The organism is Massilia soli (assembly GCF_016809835.1).
GTDB lineage: Bacteria > Pseudomonadota > Gammaproteobacteria > Burkholderiales > Burkholderiaceae_D > Telluria_A > Telluria_A soli.
The window spans coordinates 18,531-32,505 of sequence record NZ_JAFBIL020000003.1 but is presented as its reverse complement, the minus strand read 5'-3'; the positions used below and the strand labels follow the sequence as shown (position 1 = coordinate 32,505).

The following is a 13,975-nucleotide window of genomic DNA, read 5'->3' as shown; positions in this document are numbered from 1 at the left end:
GGCGTAACATGCAGGAACTACTTGCGACTATTTCAATAGGCGGAGCTGATCTTCTCATCTGCTGCCTTGAACCGCGCGATTGCGTTCGATACCGACTGCGACGATATGCCGCAGCGCTCGGCTGCCGCCGACGTTGTCGCACCATCAATGAGTACCAGTCGAGCCGCAGTTCGCGCCGGATCGCGGGAACGCAGCAGTTCGGCAACCACGTCGAATTGCGCAGGAGTCATCAAAAAACTCCCGCAGCGATAGCACCCAGCCGCACCGGGTCTGCGTCGATCAGCGCCTTGGTCGCGCGCAGCGTCTTCATACCCAGCAGTACCTCGATGTGCTTGAGGTCGATCTGGTTGCGCGCCAGGCGAACGGCAAAGGTACGCCGACCGGACATCGCGCTCGCGCCCTCAATCCCCGCTTGCAAATGAAGCTTGCGGAATAGTTGGCTGAGGCTGTCGCAGGAATAGCTTATGGCACCCGTCGCGGTGCGCCGCTCGGTGAGCTTATACGGCTCGCCTTCGTCCGTAAGGAAAATCGCCTCTTCCGGGTCAAGACCGCGATAAGCAGCCTTGCGCGTCGTGACGCGGTGGCGGTGCTCTACTCGGTATTCGAGGTATTTGTCGATGGCTGCGACTACCTTCGTATTCGACCAATACGGAGGGCGCGCTGCGCCGTTGTATGCGATATCCGCCGTGACAGCCGATTCATCCAGAACAGTGCCATCCGGTCGCAAGTATGCCTTGATGGGCAGTCGGGCCAGTTCGGTAAGCATCATGCCAGTGCCGTAGACGCATGTCAGTAGCGCCACGTTCCGCACCGGGAATTCGCCGCTTACTGCGGCCACTTTCAGTAAGTGTTTCAGTCGATGGTCTTCGATATAGGGGGCTTTTGCCATTCCCTTGCATCGCCTTTTACGGCTGTATTCAGAGTTAGTTGACGCGAGATTACTTGGAAACGCGCTCACAAGCAAGGCACGCAGCCACGTCCTCGGAAAAGCCAGCGCTGGCCCGTCGTAGCCGAGCGAGTAGCTCCGGGCGTCCCGTTGGGGTCAGCCTTGCGCGTAGCTTTGGGCGTGCCGTTGGGGCAGCCTTCCGCGCAGCGCCGGGCTTGCAGTTGGGGTCAGCCTTGCGCGCAGCGCTGGGAGTGCCGTTGGGTCGGCCTTGCGCGCAGCGCTGGGCGAGACCCAGACAGAGTAACGCTGCGAAAACGCAGTCTGATACTTATCCACTTGATACGACTCAGGGCACAGCCGAGCAGTTGAGTCATGCTGTTCGCATGTCGAAGAATCTTCCCGCTACGATCATGCAAGATGTCCGCCGGTCTGGTATCGATCGCCGGACAACGTCACCCCTCGCCGAGCCGGTCCTGATTCGATTGCCCGAAGTTATGGCAATTTGTGCGCTATCACGCAGCGGTATCTATGAGCGAGTCAAGAATGGAACCTTCCCTGCGCCGGTCAAACTGGACGGCCGCCCGAGTGCTTGGATCAAGCACGAGGTGCAACAATGGAATGTAAGGCAGATCGCCGTCAGCCGTAACTCGGGATCCAATTCAGGTCATTCAGAAAGCCAATAGCCAGCTCGGCTGAGACTTCGCGCTTCGGGAAGCACGCCCATTCATCCCTCAGTTTCTTCCGCTTTCCCTGCAGGTCGTCGACACGCTACGCTGCCTCCACTTTGCCCGGAAGCTATGGCCACCTAACGCCATTCTAGTTCCATCATGAACTTTGCGCCGCGGTCGATGGTGCCGCTCGACCAGTCCCAGATTGTCCGCTTACGTCCGTCGAAGTTTTCCGTACTTTTTCCGTACTTCGTCCTAAAATGTAAAAAAGGCCTGCGACGTGAGTGGCAAGCCTTTGATCTCAAACGAATTTTGGTGGGAAGTACAAGTTTCGAACTTGTGACCCCTGCAGTGTGAACGCAGGTCGACCCATTGTCGGAATGCGTCGGGCAAAAACCAATGCGGTTCGCGCGGGCACGCAGGAACTGCGGATGCCTAATTTGGTCAAGGTTAGCTGACTAGCCGTTTCCTTCACCTACCAGATAGCTTGCCCACGCTGCCATCAGTTTTATCCGTTTTTCCAGCAGGTCACCACGACGGTACGCTGCCTCAACTTTGTCGGGCAGCTTGTGGGCGAGCGCATGCTCGCACACTTCGCGGGAAAAGGCGTTTGAGGCGTACTCCGCGCACCAGTCCCGGAACGTCGACCGGAATCCATGCACGGTAATATCGCCACGCCCCATGCGCCGCAAGACAGCGGTTATGGACATATCCGACAACATCTTGCCCTGCCGGCCGGGAAAGATGAACTCCGCATTTGCATCCAATGACCGAAGCAATGTGATTGCAGCAGGCGCAAGCGGCACACGATGCTCCCGTCGGCTCTTCATGCGTTCGGCCGGCACCGTCCATATGGCCGCCTCCCAGTCAATCTCGGCCCACCTGGCGCCGCGTACTTCGCCCGAGCGCGCAGCGGTGTGGATAGCAAATTCCAAGGACCGCGCAGCCATGCCTTCGCATGCCCTTAACTCATTCATGAACATGGGCGCATCCGCCCACGGAAGCGCAGGATGGTTCACCACCGGAGCGACCTTCGTGGGGTTTGCCAGGAGATAGTCCAGGTGGCCGCGCCAGCGCGCAGGATTTTCGCCACTACGAAATCGACTGACTGTTGCCCAGTCGAGGATCGATTCGATTCGCCCCCGCAGTCGGACAGCGGTCTCGGTCTTGTCTGCCCAGATCGGCTCGAGCACTTTAACGACCATCGCTGTATCGACATCGGCGACTGATAAGGCACCGAAGACTGGCGACACATAGGTCGCCAGAGTCGACTCCCACTGCTTGACATGTTTTGGATTACGCCACGACGTGCGGTGCGCCTTGATGAAGGCCTTGGCGCAGGCATCGAACGTCATTTGCCGGGCCCTCTCGGCATGGCGCACGGTGTCCTCGTGGCGCCGGTCGGCAAGAGGATTGTGGCCCTCCCGCAGCCTGCGGCCGAGATCCTGTGCCCGGATACGGGCCTGCGACAGCGGCACGTCGCGCACGCCGCCGAGACCCATGTGATGACGCGTGCCGGCGAAGTTGAAGCGGAAGACCCAGCTTTTGGAGCCTGAAGCGCTCACCTGCAGCCACAAGCCATTGCCGTCACTGTACCAACCGCGTTGGTTGACGTTCGCTACCTTAAGTGCCGACAATTTGTTGGCGAGCCTGACCATGCGTTGCCTCCTTGCGGCGCCGCTATCTACCTTTTGACCGACCGGCCTATCTACCTTCCTATCTACCTTCCTATCTACCTTTTAACCGTGGATAGTACGGGAAGTTACAGGACGTGCTCGGACAAAAATCAAGCGAGCTGTCTATGAAGAGCAAAAAAAAAAGCTCCCGTGAGGGAGCTTTTTTAACAATACTGGCGGAGAGGGTGGGATTCGAACCCACGGTAGGGGGAAACCCTACGCCTGATTTCGAGTCAGGTACATTCGACCACTCTGCCACCTCTCCGGTGTTCTAATCGAGCCCTTGGCTAACAAAGCAGCACAAGTGTGGTCTGGTCTTTCTGTCTTGCGACAATCGCATACTGCGGCGAAGACAAGATTATAGACAAGGCCTACCGAAAACGGAAGAGCGAAATTCAAAAAAACCTGATTATTTTGCTCTTCCGTAACTTTCGGGTCAGGCTGCCGGGGTCAGCCGGTCGATGCCGCCCATGTACGGGCGCAGCACTTCCGGGATCACCACGCTGCCGTCGGCCTGCTGGTAGTTCTCCAGCACCGCCACCAGCGTGCGCCCGACCGCCAGGCCGGAGCCGTTGAGCGTGTGCAGCAATTCAGGCTTGCCTTGGGCATTGCGGAAGCGTGCCTGCATGCGGCGCGCCTGGAACGCTTCGCAGTTCGACAGCGATGAAATCTCGCGGTAGGTGTTCTGCGCCGGCAGCCAGACTTCCAGGTCGTAGGTCTTGGTCGCGCCGAAGCCCATGTCGCCGGTGCACAGCGACATCACGCGGTATGGCAGGCCGAGCGTCTTGAGAATGGTCTCGGCGTGGCCAACCATTTCTTCCAGCGCATCGTACGAGGTGTCCGGATGGACGACCTGCACCATCTCGACCTTGTCGAACTGGTGCTGGCGGATCATGCCGCGGGTGTCGCGGCCATAGCTTCCCGCTTCCGAACGGAAGCATGGGGTGTGCGCGGTCATCTTCATTGGCAGCTGGTCGGCGGCAACGATCTCGTCGCGCACCAGGTTGGTCAGCGACACTTCCGAGGTCGGGATCAGGTAGAAGGTCTCGCCCTCGCCTTCCGCGCCGCCCTTTTTCACCGAGAACAGGTCGGCTTCAAATTTTGGCAGCTGGCCGGTGCCGCGCAGCGAATCGGCATTGACCATGTACGGCGTATAGCATTCGGTGTAGCCGTGCTCGCCGGTGTGGGTGTTAAGCATGTACTGCGCCAGCGCGCGGTGCAGGCGCGCGATGCCGCCTTTCATCACCGAGAAGCGCGAACCGGTCAGCTTGGTGGCGACGTCGAAATCGAGGCCCAGCGGGCCGCCGACATCGACGTGGTCTTTGACTTCAAAGTCGAACGCAGGCGGCGTGCCGACCTTGCGTACTTCGACGTTGCCGCTTTCGTCGGTACCAACCGGTACCGATGCGTGCGGCAGGTTCGGCACCGCTTCCATGAAGGCCGCAAGCCTGGCTTGCACATCGGCCAGCGCGGCTTCGTTCGCCTTCAGCTCATCGCCCAGGCCGCCGACTTCCGCCATCAGGGCGGTGGTGTCTTCACCCTTGCCCTTCATCATGCCGATTTGCTTGGACAGCGAGTTACGCTTGCCCTGCAGCTCTTCGGTGCGCATCTGGATCGCTTTACGTTCCGCTTCGAGGGCGTTGAAACCTGCCACGTCGAGCTGGAACTTGCGGGTCGCTAAGCGCGCGGCGACGTTGTCGATGTCTTTGCGAAGTAATTGGATGTCTATCATTTTGTCGGGATGGGCGGATGTGACGAAACCGCAATTGTACCAAGCCGACAGGCATTTCCTGCGAGTTTCACGATGCCGCCAATGGCGCCGTGCCCGCACCCTCGCTCAGATCAATCGAGCTGGGCTTTTTCAGCAGCGGTCAGGCGCTTGCCTTTGATGACGACGACCTGCATGTTGGCATCGCTTGCAGCGGCAACCTGCACCGCGGTGGCGGCGCGGTAGTTCGGCACCTCAGCCGTTGCGTAGGCTGCGAAGGTGCACAGGACGGTCGCTGCGAGGAAGACGGCTTCGGCGTTTTTACGGATGTTCATGGTGTGCTCCTGGTGGTTGATGCGAGTTGGTATGGTGGTACTTTAGCCACCATTGCCAGCAGAAGCCATCAGGTTGCGACGAAGGGCAGAAAAGGCGGGACAGGTTGCAGAAAATGTGGAATGGAGCTGCGCGCGGCGGCCCGACGCCGGCGCCTGCGCGCCGCGGCGTGGGATCAGGCGCGGGCGTCCTCGTCGAGACCGCGCAGCCAGGCCAGCTTCTCGGCGATCTTGGCTTCGATGCCGCGCGGGACCGGCTCGTACCAGCGCGGTTCCGCGATGCCGTCAGGGAGATAGGTTTCGCCGGCCGCATAGGCATGGGGCTCATCGTGCGCGTAACGGTACTCGTGACCGTAGCCGAGTTCTTTCATCAGCTTGGTCGGCGCATTGCGCAGGTGGACTGGCACTTCGCGCGACTTGTCTTTTTTCACAAAAGCCATGGCGCGGTTGTACGCGTTGTAGCCGGCATTGCTCTTGGCAGCGATGGCAAGATAGATCACCGCCTGACCTAGCGCGAGTTCGCCTTCCGGCGAGCCGAGCCGTTCGTAGGTGGCGGCGGCGTCGTTGGCAAGCTGGATCGCGCGCGGGTCGGCGATGCCGATGTCTTCCCATGCCATGCGCACGATGCGGCGCGACAGGTATTTGGCGTCGGCCCCGCCATCGAGCATGCGGCACAGCCAGTACAGCGCCGCGTCCGGGTGCGAACCGCGCACCGACTTGTGCAGCGCCGAGATCTGGTCGTAGAAATTGTCCCCGCCCTTGTCGAAGCGGCGCGAATTGAGCGTCAGCGCGTTATCGACGAATTCGCCAGTAATATGCGTGATGCCGGAGGTTTCGGCCGAGGTCTTGGTTTGCTCCAGCAAATTGAGGAAGCGGCGCGCGTCGCCGTCGGCATAGCCGATCAGGGTCGCGATGGCGACCTCGTCGAACTCAAGATGCTGCAGCACCCTTTCCTGGGCCCGCTTGAGCAGTTGGAGCAATTCGGTATCGGTGAGCGCCTTCAGCACATACACCTGCGAGCGCGACAGCAGCGCCGAGTTGACTTCAAACGAAGGGTTCTCGGTGGTGGCGCCGATCAGGGTCACCAGGCCGGACTCGACAAACGGCAACAAGGCGTCCTGCTGCGATTTGTTGAAACGGTGGATCTCGTCGATGAACAGGATGGTGTGCTTGCCGCCAGCCAGGTAATGCTCGGCCTGCTCGATCGATGCGCGGATGTCCTTGACGCCCGACAGCACGGCGGACAGCGCGATGAACTCGCATTCGAAGGCGTTGGCGGTCAGCCGGGCCAGCGTGGTCTTGCCGACCCCGGGCGGGCCCCAGAGGATCATCGAGTGCGGCTTGCCGGACTTGAAGACCAGGTTCAGCGGCTTGCCGGGAGCCAGCAAATGGCTCTGGCCGATCACCTCGTCGATGGTGGCCGGGCGCAACGCCTCGGCCAGGGGCGGCGAAGGCTCGGTCTTGAAAAGATCATCCACGGGTGGGTCCGGATTGGTATTGAAGTGGCAAAATTATATGACAACGGCTGCGCCAGCCCGGTTCGGATGGCCAGTGTCGAAAAAACCAAGGAAGTTAAATACAGTCCCAGGCGTTGAAACGTCATTCCCGGCCTGATCCACTGCTGTCCGTGACAATGCCATTGCATCAATCGGTTGCGGGGCGCTCACAGAAATCGCGACATTGATACTTGGAATGCAAGACTTAACGTCGCCCCTGCGGAGGCAGGGGCCTATACTCGGCACGATTAGTATGGGCCCCTGCCTGCGCAGGGGCGACGTTGGCCTGCATTGCCGATTTCGTTGTGGCTGTAGTTTCTAAAACGACGCTTGGCTGCCGAGAGATTCGTGTCAAGCAGAATATTCCGGACAGCAGTGCGGCCTGACCGGGAATCCATACAACGCTGACGTCGGATGAGCGGGTTCCCGCTTTCACGGGAACGACGCTACGTCAGTTGCTGTCGAAAACGTCAGCCCCCTTCGGCATCACAAACTTGAACTGTTGCGCGCCGAGGTTGGGGTTCTTCTCGAATTTCTGGAACGCCAGCAGCGAGGTCTGGCCAAATGCATCCTTCAGCTCCATCGCTTCGGGCGTGCCGTTGCGCAGGCCAATGCTGATCTGCTCAAACGCCGTGTCCTTGGTCTTCGGGGTGGCATTCAGCCACTCCAGGCCGTTGCGCGTTCCTGCTTCGCTGAGCGTGAAGTTCTTTTCCAGGTCGTTGCTGCCGAACAGGATCGCCGCTGGCGACGAACCCAGCGCATTGCCAAGCTTCTTGATCGTGACCTGGTTCAGGTCCTTGTCGTAGATGTAGAGCTGGTCGCCATCGGCCTGCAGCAGCTGGTCGTAGGGCTTCTGGTAGGTCCAGATGAACTTGCCCGGACGCGCGAACACAAAGGTCCCGGTGGACGGCGCCGACACTTTGCTGCCTTCCGTCTTCTTGACCTGGCGCTGCGTGAATTCGCCGCGCGCCGACTTGGTGGTCGCCACGAACGTCTTGAACTGGGCCAGCGCACTTGCGTACGCCGAGCCCGTCAGCGCCAACGCGCCTGCGGCAACGACAACGCTCAATGAATGTTTCAAGCTGATACCCATGGTGATCCTTTTTTATTCAGCACTGGCAGCAGGGACCAAAATTTCCCGGTTGCCGTTAGATTGCATTGAGGAGACAACTCCACTGTTTTCCATTTGTTCCAGCAGGCGCGCGGCGCGGTTATAGCCGATGCGCAAATGGCGCTGCACCAGCGAAATCGACGCGCGGCGGTTCTTGAGTACAACCTGGACCGCCTGGTCGTACATCGGATCGGCCTCGCCGCCTGCTTCGCCAGCCGCGCCGCCTTCGGCGCCGCCCTCGCCCTCGAGCGTCCCGCCCTCGAGAATGCCTTCAATGTAATTCGGTTCGCCAAGAGATTGCAGATGTTTTACAACTCGATGCACTTCTTCGTCCGACACGAACGCGCCGTGTACGCGAATCGGCAAGCCGGTACCCGGCGGCATGTATAGCATGTCGCCCATGCCGAGCAGCGCTTCGGCCCCCATCTGGTCCAGAATCGTGCGCGAGTCGATCTTCGACGACACCTGGAACGCGATACGGGTCGGAATGTTTGCCTTGATCAGGCCGGTAATGACGTCCACCGACGGGCGCTGCGTCGCCAAAATCAGGTGCAGGCCGGCCGCACGCGCCTTCTGGGCGATACGGGCGATCAGTTCTTCCACTTTCTTGCCCACCACCATCATCAGGTCGGCGAGCTCGTCAATGATAATGACGATGGTTGGCAGTTTTTCAAGCGGCTCCGGCGAATCCGGGGTCAGCGAGAACGGATTCGGGATGTGCTCCTCGCGCTTGGCCGCGTCGGCGATCTTGGCGTTGTAGCCAGCCAGGTTACGCACGCCCAGCTTACTCATCAGCTTGTAGCGGCGCTCCATCTCGTTTACCGCCCAGTTCAGGGCGTGACCAGCCTGGCGCATGTCGGTCACGACCGGCGCCAGCAGGTGCGGAATGCCTTCATACACCGACATTTCCAGCATCTTCGGGTCGATCAGGATCAGGCGCACGTCGGCCGGGTCGGATTTGTACAGCAGCGACAGGATGGTGGCGTTGATACCCACCGATTTACCCGAGCCGGTGGTACCGGCCACCAGCAAGTGCGGCATCTTGGCCAAATCGGCGACCACGGCCTTGCCGGCGATGTCCTTGCCCAGCGCAATGGTCAGGTTCGACGCGCTGTCGTTGTAGACCTTGGAGCCGACGATTTCCGTCAGGCGCACAATCTGGCGCTTCGGATTCGGCAGTTCCAGCGCCATGTAGTTCTTGCCCGGAATGGTTTCAACCACGCGGATCGAGGTCAGCGACAGCGAACGGGCCAGGTCGCGCGCCAGGCCGACGATCTGGCTGCCCTTGACGCCGGTGGCCGGCTCGATCTCATAGCGGGTCACGACCGGCCCAGGGTAAGCGGCCACGACCTTGGCTTCGACGCCGAAGTCGGACAGCTTCTTCTCGATCAGGCGGCTGGTGAATTCCAGGGTTTCGACGGAAACGGTTTCCTGCGTTTCCGGCGGTTCATCCAGCAGCGACAGCGGCGGCAGGTTGGAATCGCCCGGCAAGTCCTGGAACAAGGCAGCCTGCTTTTCCTTCTGCACGCGCTCGGACTTGACGACCTCTTGCACCTGCGGCTCGATCTTGACGGGCGGCGCGGACACATGCTTCTCGACGTGCTTGGCGCGCTCGTGCACGACCACTTCGTCGCGCTTGACGGCGGCAACTTCTCCCTGCTTGCGGTCCTCGCGGTCCTGATAACGCAGGCGGAACCATTCGATCGCGTTCTCGATTGCCTCGCCGATGCGCTCGGCCACGGCCATCCACGACACCTGGAAGAACAGCGAGAAACCCAGCGCGAACAGCGCCAGCAGCAGCAACGTGGCGCCGGTGAAACCAAAGGCGTCATGCGCGTTCTGGCCGATCAGCCTGCCCAGCACGCCGCCGTTTACAAACGGCAGTTGCACATTGAGCGAGCGCATGCGCAGGTATTCAATGCCGACGCTGCCGATGAACAGCAGCCCGAAGCCGACCCAGCGGATCGCGCCTTCGTGCTCGTGCTCGGGGTCGGCCTCGCGCTCCATGACAAACTTATCTGTCAGCGAGCGGTAACCCTTCCAGACCAGGCGCAGGAAGCAGACGCACCACCACCAGGCCGAAAAGCCGAACACGAACAGCATCAGGTCGGCCAGCCAGGCGCCGGCGCGACCGCCAAGGTTGATGACCTTGCTCACCTGCACCTCATGCGACCAGCCCGGGTCACCCTTGTTATAGCTGAGGAGAATCATGACGAAATACAGGAACACCACGGCAAGCGCGATCCAGCGCGCCTCGGACAACAGGCGGACGAGCCGGTTCGGCAGCGGCTGCCGGACGGTGGTATTACGGGTATAACTGGAAGTTTGAGCTTGGCTAGTCTTTGTCATTCTGGGGAAACGCGTTGCTGCTATGACTGAATTCGCCCATTCTAAGCCATATATTGCAATACATGCCCATCATTCATGCACGTACGCATCATCGTCTATAATCTTGGCTACGCAGTGAGTACCCCAGCGTCACTTGTTCTGGCACAGATTACCCCCAGTTTCGTCTCATACACATTTCGATAGAAGCTTCCATGACCACTACCAAACACGCCAAAGTCCTGATTATCGGTTCCGGCCCAGCCGGCTACAGCGCAGCAGTCTATGCGGCGCGCGCGAACCTGAAACCGATGCTGGTGACCGGCGTCGAGCAAGGCGGCCAACTGATGACCACCACCGATGTCGAGAACTGGCCCGGCGACCCGATGGGCGTGCAAGGTCCTGACCTGATGCACCGTTTGCTGCAGCATGCGGAGCGTTTTAACACCGAAATCGTGTTCGACCACATCCACACCACCTTCCTGAACGAAAAGCCGATTCGCCTGCTCGGCGACAGCGCCACCTACACCTGCGACGCGCTGATCATCGCCACCGGCGCGTCGGCCCAGTACCTCGGCCTGCCGTCGGAACAAGCGTTCATGGGCAAAGGCGTGTCGGCTTGCGCAACCTGCGACGGGTTCTTCTACCGTGGCCAGGAAGTGGCCGTCGTCGGCGGCGGCAACACCGCGGTCGAAGAAGCGCTGTACCTGTCGAACATTGCCACCAAAGTCACCCTGATCCACCGCCGCGACAAGTTCCGCGCCGAACCGATCCTGGTCGACCGCCTCAAGGCCAAGGCTGCCGAAGGAAAGATTGTGCTGGCGTACAACCACACGCTGGAAGAAGTCATCGGCAACGACAGCGGCGTCACGGGCGTCAATATCAAGTCGACGATCGACGGCACCGTCACCCCGCTGTCGGTACACGGCCTGTTCGTGGCGATCGGCCACAAGCCTAACACCGGCATCTTCGAAGGCCAGCTGGACATGAAGGACGGCTACATCAAGACCAAGACCGGCCTCGAAGGCATGGCGACGTCGACCAACATCCCGGGCGTGTTCGCCGCTGGCGATGTGCAAGACCACATCTACCGCCAGGCGATCACCAGCGCCGGTACCGGCTGCATGGCCGCACTGGACGCACAGCGCTACCTCGAAGGCCTGGAGGACTGACGGCACCATGGCGTCGATGAAGGACTTTGCCGACCTGAAATCCTTGCGCGAATCGCTCAAGGTGCAGGAAGAGCAGCGCGCGATTGAAAAAGCCGAGCGCGAGAAGCGCGAACGCATCGCCGTGCAAGAAGCGAATGTGTTCCGCAGCTCGCTTGGCGACGTCAAGAAGCTGCCCGAGTCGAACCGCTATGTGCCGAACGCCCCGCCGGGCGTCAATCCGCCCCCGCCGCGGCAGAAGTTCCGCAACCAGGCCGAGGACGACGCGGCCGTGCTGCGTGAATCGCTGTCGGATGCCTTCGATGTCGAGCACTTGCTGGAAGACGAGCCGGGTGTCAGTTTCACCCGTGCCGGCGTCGGCTCCGACGTGCTGAAGAAACTGCGCAAGGGCTACTGGCAGGTGCAGGACGAGCTTGACCTGCATGGCATGCGCCGCGACACCGCCCGCGACCAGCTTGGCGATTTCCTGCGCCGCGCCGTCAAGGGCAAGCTGCGCTGCGTCTGCGTCATCCATGGCAAGGGTCTCGGGTCGGCAGGCGGCGAACCGGTGTTGCGCTCGATGGTGCACAGCTGGCTGGAACAGAAAGACGACGTTATCGCCTTCTGCGCCGCCAACATGGACGGGCGCCCGCACGGCGCGCTGATCGTCCTTCTCAAGGCAGCCCTGCCGCCGGTCTGAAGCAGTCGAATTGCTGAGTCCAGCATCGCCCTTCCCGCTGCCTTCATGGGCATGGTAAGGTAGCAACATCGCTATCATTTCCCTCCATGCATGACTCTCATTAAATTCATCGAAATCATGGCGATCCTGGTGGGCGCATTCTCGGGCTTTATCGAAGCCCGGCGCAAGCGCATGGACGTGGTGGGGGTGTTCACCGTGGCATTCATCACGGCGTTTGGCGGCGGCACGCTGCGTGACATCCTGCTCGACCTTCGCCCCCTGTTCTGGGTGACGCACCAGGAATATGCCATCCTCATTTTCGTACTTGCGCTAGTGGCCACGCCGCTAATCCGTACCCTGCGGCACATTCTGTCCGAAAAGCTGATCGTGATTGCCGACGCGATCGGGCTGGGGCTGTTTTCGATTGCGGGCGTCTCCGCGGCCCTGGACGCCGGCATGCCGATCTTCATCGCATCAATGATGGGCGTGATTACCGGAATCTTTGGCGGCGTGCTGCGCGATATCGTCTGTAACGAGGTACCGATGGTGTTCCGCGACGGTAAGCCGTACGCGATCTGCTCGTTCCTGGGCAGCTGGATGTACTTGTTGATGCGGCACTTCGAGTTTCCGCATGACTTTGCGCTGTGGTCCAGCGCGACGTTTATCACCGGCCTGCGCCTGCTGACGTGGCGCTTCGATATCCAGATGGGGCGATAGCACGCCATGAACAACAGCTTGCCCGCCCGGCCCGACATCGCCCCGGGCATGGTGCGACTGCTGGCGATTTCCGCCGGCGTCATTGTCGCCAACCTGTATTACGCGCAAACACTGGTCGGGCCGATCAGCGCCGCCACCGGGCTATCGACGGAAGCGGCAGGCCTCATCGTCACCCTCACCCAGATCGGTTATGCGCTCGGTCTGCTGTTCATTGTGCCGCTGGGCGACCTGGTCGAGAACCGCCGGCTGGTGTTCGTCGCCCTGCTTGCCACATCGCTCGCGCTGGCCGCGGCGGCGTTCAGCGCGAGCGCGCTGGTATTTCTTGCTGCCTCGCTGGCGATCGGGCTTGGCTCAGTGGCGGCGCAGGTACTGGTCCCGTTCGCGGCCCACTTATCACGGGAAGAAACGCGTGGAGAAGCGGTGGGCAAGGTGGTTTCGGGCCTGCTGCTCGGAATAATGCTGGCGCGGCCGGTGGCCAGCCTGATTGCCGACTACGCAAGCTGGCATGCGGTGTTCGGCGCCGCGTCGGTCGCGACGCTGGTGCTGGCGTTTGTACTGCGCAGCATGCTCCCGGAGCGTATGCCGTCGCACCAGCTGAACTACGGCCAGTTGATCGGTTCGCTCTGGCACCTGTTGGCGCGCACGCCCGTGCTGCGCCGCCGCGCCGCCTATCAGGCCGGCCTGTTCGGCGCATTCAGCCTGTTCTGGACCGTCACGCCATTGATGCTGGCAGGTCCGCACTTTGGCATGTCACACACCGGCATTGCGATTTTCGCGCTGGTCGGCATGGCCGGCGCGGTTGCATCCCCTATTGCGGGCCGCCTGGCCGACCAGGGCCATACCCTGTATGCCACCGCTGCCGCCCTGATCATGGGCGTTGCGGCATTCGCGCTCGCGCTGTTCCAGCCGGAATCGCGTGGGCTGGCCATCGGGATTCTGGTCGTTGCGTCGATCGTTCTGGACATGGGTGTCGCCGCCAGCCTGGTACTTGGCCAGCGGGCCATCTTTGCCTTGGGCGAGCAAGTCCGAAGCCGCTTGAACGGGCTGTACATCGCGCTCTTCTTTGTGGGCGGAGCGCTAGGGTCAGGGCTGGGAACGTGGGTGTTTACGCATTACGGCTGGAACGCCGCACTACTGACCGGCATGGCTTTTCCGGCTGCGGCACTGGCGTGCTGGTTAGCTGAGCTGGCGGGACGAAGCGTTACGACGCGTGAGCCGCTGTAAGCGGT

The 13,975-nt window shown here is 61.0% G+C and carries 13 protein-coding genes and 1 tRNA gene; 5 read left to right on the top strand and 9 right to left on the bottom strand.

Annotated features, from left to right (window positions below):
* Positions 1 to 32 precede the first annotated feature (32 nt).
* Positions 33 to 230: a helix-turn-helix domain-containing protein gene (locus tag I4X03_RS07595; protein ID WP_223467622.1), complete on the bottom strand. Its 198-nt coding sequence runs from the start codon at positions 228 to 230 to the stop codon at positions 33 to 35.
* The gene (locus I4X03_RS07590) at positions 230 to 889 is read right to left on the bottom strand and encodes a tyrosine-type recombinase/integrase (RefSeq protein WP_223467621.1); all 660 of its coding nucleotides are present in this window, start codon (positions 887 to 889) and stop codon (positions 230 to 232) included. Before I4X03_RS07590 ends, I4X03_RS07595 begins: the two co-directional genes overlap by 1 nt.
* 380 nt (positions 890 to 1,269) lie before the next feature.
* Here I4X03_RS07590 and I4X03_RS07585 point away from each other — a divergent pair, with 380 nt between their 5' ends.
* On the top strand, positions 1,270 to 1,569 hold the full coding sequence (locus tag I4X03_RS07585) for a helix-turn-helix transcriptional regulator (RefSeq protein WP_307735346.1): 300 nt from the start codon (positions 1,270 to 1,272) through the stop codon (positions 1,567 to 1,569).
* 443 nt (positions 1,570 to 2,012) lie between these two features.
* Here I4X03_RS07585 and I4X03_RS07580 read toward each other — a convergent pair whose 3' ends face one another.
* The 7 genes from I4X03_RS07580 to I4X03_RS07550 all read right to left on the bottom strand — a co-directional run bounded on the left by I4X03_RS07580 (position 2,013) and on the right by I4X03_RS07550 (position 10,226).
* The gene (locus I4X03_RS07580) at positions 2,013 to 3,212 is read right to left on the bottom strand and encodes a tyrosine-type recombinase/integrase (protein ID WP_223467620.1); all 1,200 of its coding nucleotides are present in this window, start codon (positions 3,210 to 3,212) and stop codon (positions 2,013 to 2,015) included.
* A gap of 192 nt (positions 3,213 to 3,404) precedes the next feature.
* Positions 3,405 to 3,495: transfer RNA gene (locus I4X03_RS07575), tRNA-Ser, on the bottom strand.
* A 171-nt stretch (positions 3,496 to 3,666) separates the two neighbouring features.
* Positions 3,667 to 4,962, bottom strand: a complete 1,296-nt coding sequence (gene serS, locus I4X03_RS07570) for a serine--tRNA ligase (protein ID WP_223467619.1) — start codon at positions 4,960 to 4,962, stop codon at positions 3,667 to 3,669.
* Between the two features lie 110 nt (positions 4,963 to 5,072).
* Positions 5,073 to 5,273 carry a hypothetical protein gene (locus tag I4X03_RS07565; protein ID WP_223467618.1) on the bottom strand — a complete coding sequence of 67 codons (201 nt, stop codon included), beginning with the start codon at positions 5,271 to 5,273 and terminating at the stop codon, positions 5,073 to 5,075.
* 173 nt (positions 5,274 to 5,446) lie between these two features.
* A complete protein-coding gene (locus I4X03_RS07560) occupies positions 5,447 to 6,748 on the bottom strand; it encodes a replication-associated recombination protein A (protein WP_223467617.1) in 1,302 nt (433 codons plus the stop codon).
* Positions 6,749 to 7,217: 469 nt separating this feature from the next.
* The gene (gene lolA / locus I4X03_RS07555; RefSeq protein ID WP_223467616.1) at positions 7,218 to 7,859 is read right to left on the bottom strand and encodes an outer membrane lipoprotein chaperone LolA; all 642 of its coding nucleotides are present in this window, start codon (positions 7,857 to 7,859) and stop codon (positions 7,218 to 7,220) included.
* Positions 7,860 to 7,871: 12 nt separating this feature from the next.
* Positions 7,872 to 10,226 carry a DNA translocase FtsK gene (locus I4X03_RS07550; RefSeq protein WP_223467615.1) on the bottom strand — a complete coding sequence of 785 codons (2,355 nt, stop codon included), beginning with the start codon at positions 10,224 to 10,226 and terminating at the stop codon, positions 7,872 to 7,874.
* Positions 10,227 to 10,417: 191 nt separating this feature from the next.
* On the opposite strand from I4X03_RS07550, the gene trxB reads away from it, so the two are divergent.
* The 4 genes from trxB (at position 10,418) to I4X03_RS07530 (ending at position 13,970) form a co-directional block, all read left to right on the top strand.
* On the top strand, positions 10,418 to 11,374 hold the full coding sequence (gene trxB / locus I4X03_RS07545; RefSeq protein WP_223467614.1) for a thioredoxin-disulfide reductase: 957 nt from the start codon (positions 10,418 to 10,420) through the stop codon (positions 11,372 to 11,374).
* Between the two features lie 7 nt (positions 11,375 to 11,381).
* On the top strand, positions 11,382 to 12,050 hold the full coding sequence (locus tag I4X03_RS07540) for a Smr/MutS family protein (RefSeq protein WP_223467613.1): 669 nt from the start codon (positions 11,382 to 11,384) through the stop codon (positions 12,048 to 12,050).
* A 90-nt stretch (positions 12,051 to 12,140) separates the two neighbouring features.
* Positions 12,141 to 12,746 (top strand): trimeric intracellular cation channel family protein, encoded by a 606-nt coding sequence (locus I4X03_RS07535; RefSeq protein WP_223467612.1) that lies wholly within the window; start codon positions 12,141 to 12,143, stop codon positions 12,744 to 12,746.
* A 6-nt stretch (positions 12,747 to 12,752) separates the two neighbouring features.
* The gene (locus I4X03_RS07530; RefSeq protein ID WP_223467611.1) at positions 12,753 to 13,970 is read left to right on the top strand and encodes an MFS transporter; all 1,218 of its coding nucleotides are present in this window, start codon (positions 12,753 to 12,755) and stop codon (positions 13,968 to 13,970) included.
* Positions 13,971 to 13,975: the final 5 nt, after the last annotated feature.